This is a genomic window from Cryobacterium sp. MDB1-18-1 (assembly GCF_004402735.1).
Classification (GTDB): domain Bacteria; phylum Actinomycetota; class Actinomycetes; order Actinomycetales; family Microbacteriaceae; genus Cryobacterium; species Cryobacterium glucosi.
The window spans coordinates 1-1,469 of record NZ_SOFR01000052.1 but is presented as its reverse complement, the minus strand read 5'-3'; the positions used below and the strand labels follow the sequence as shown (position 1 = coordinate 1,469).

General features: G+C 62.9%; 1 protein-coding gene. It reads left to right on the top strand.

The window, feature by feature from the left end; translation table 11 throughout:
- Positions 1–606: 606 nt before the first annotated feature.
- On the top strand, positions 607–1,469 hold an 863-nt coding region (locus E3O50_RS13035; RefSeq protein ID WP_241975474.1), incomplete at its 3' end, for an IS30 family transposase.

Genomic DNA, 1,469 nt, shown 5'->3' with positions numbered 1-1,469 from the left:
GACGAGGCGGTGATCCTCCCAGAACTCGCCGCCGCCTAAGCTAGAACAACTGACCCGCACGGTGTTGAGAAACTCCACCACTCAGCGGGACGTGACCCAGATCCTGGAGTCCAAAAGCGAAACAACAACACCCCATGTGTTGTCACCTCACGGCAGAGCAGCACACCCGCTTCGAGCGCTAAGCGTCCCCGGAATCGTGCTACCCGGTCGCCGGAACAGCGCCACCCGATAGGGCGACGCGCCAAGATGCCCCAATGTCGGCGGCCATGACAAGCTGGGCGGTTTCTACCGAACGTCGCATCACCTGAGTTTCAGGAGTAGCGATGCCAGATAGTCCAAGGACGCAGCGAAAGGGTTCCGGCGCACTGCCGATGGTCGAGACCCGCGCCAAATATGCTCAGCTGATGAGGCAAGGAATCAGCAACGCCGAGGCGTGTCGAACACTGAAGATAAACCGGCGCACGGGCATGCGATGGCGACACGGGCGGACAGTGGCGAACGCGCAAGGACGCGCGAAGACCTACGCGCCGATCTCGCTGAAAAGCACCGCCGACGATTTCGTCACGAAACCTCTCCGAGGGCGAGCGGATCCAGATCGCCGATGCGTTGCAGGTCGGAAAAAGCCTGCGTCAGATCGCGGCCGAGCTGGGCAGAAGCCCGTCGACGGTCAGCCGTGAGGTCGTCAGGAATCGGGCGCCACGCCAGAAACGATATGCTCCTCGAGCGGCGCAGGTTCTGGCGGAGGCCGCGCGCAAACGCCCCCGGCCGGGCAAGATCGCCGGGAACCCACAGTTGCGGGATGCGATCTCGAAACACCTTCTCGAACAGTGGAGCCCCAGGCAGATCAGTCACCAGCTCCGGATCGATTTCCCGGGCCAGCCCGAGATGAACGTCGTCCACGAAAGCATCTATCGGGCCCTGTATTCGCCGCACACCACCGGGCTGGTCCGGGGAATGACCCGTCACCTCCGAACCGGGCGCCGCGGGCGCCTGACCCACCGTCACGCGACGAAACGGCGTTCAAAGTTCTCCGGCCCGCTACTGGGCGAGCGCCCCGCTGAGGTCGACAGTCGACTAGTTCCCGGTCATCGGGAAGGCGACCTCGTCTGCGGAACGTTCAACCGTTCAGCGATTGCTACCCTCGTGGAACGCACCACCGGTATGCTCCTGCTCGTGCACCTGAACGGCAAGCGCGACGCCGCCACCGTCCGGGAACGCGTCGGTCAGGCCCTGTCAGCGCTGCCGGCGCACCTCCGGAAGTCATTGACCTGGGACCAGGGATCAGAAATGGCCGAGTATCTGCAGTTTCAAACCGAAACGACCATCCCGGTCTACTTCCGCGACCCGCATTCACCCTGGCAACGAGGTACCAACGAGAACACCAACGGGCTCTTGGAGTGGTCCCCGAAAGTTGGACTCGGTAATGCAACTTTATGTGGTGGCGGTTGTTTGGGCGCGATATTCGTCGG